At 56.6% G+C, this 258-nt stretch carries 2 pseudogenes; both read left to right on the top strand.

Going from position 1 to position 258, the window contains the following annotated elements:
• Window positions 1–134, top strand: a pseudogene (locus V6F78_RS22340) (electron transfer flavoprotein subunit beta/FixA family protein); the annotation flags it as partial.
• A 2-nt stretch (window positions 135–136) separates the two neighbouring features.
• Window positions 137–258: pseudogene (locus V6F78_RS22335) on the top strand (electron transfer flavoprotein subunit alpha/FixB family protein); the annotation flags it as partial.

The raw sequence follows: 258 nt of genomic DNA, 5'->3' as shown, positions 1-258 counted from the left end.
CGTTGGGCGTTTCCACGGCATCGACCAACAAAACCCTGAAAGTCGAAGCGCCGGCGGCACGCAGCGCAGGCATCAAGGTCAAGTCGGTGGCTGAACTGGTCGAGAAACTGAAAAACGAAGCGAAGGTAATCTAAACATGACTATCTTGGTAATCGCAGAACACGACGGTAAAACCCTGGCCCCGGCCACGCTGAACACCGTAGCCGCTGCTGCCAAAATCGGTGGCGACATCCACGTTCTGGTCGCAGGTCAGGGCAT

Origin of the sequence: Pseudomonas sp. ESBL9, assembly GCF_036668715.1 — a bacterium.
Classification (GTDB): domain Bacteria; phylum Pseudomonadota; class Gammaproteobacteria; order Pseudomonadales; family Pseudomonadaceae; genus Aquipseudomonas; species Aquipseudomonas lundensis.
Note: the sequence above shows the minus strand (reverse complement) of the source record. Positions and strands in the feature narration are given on the sequence as shown.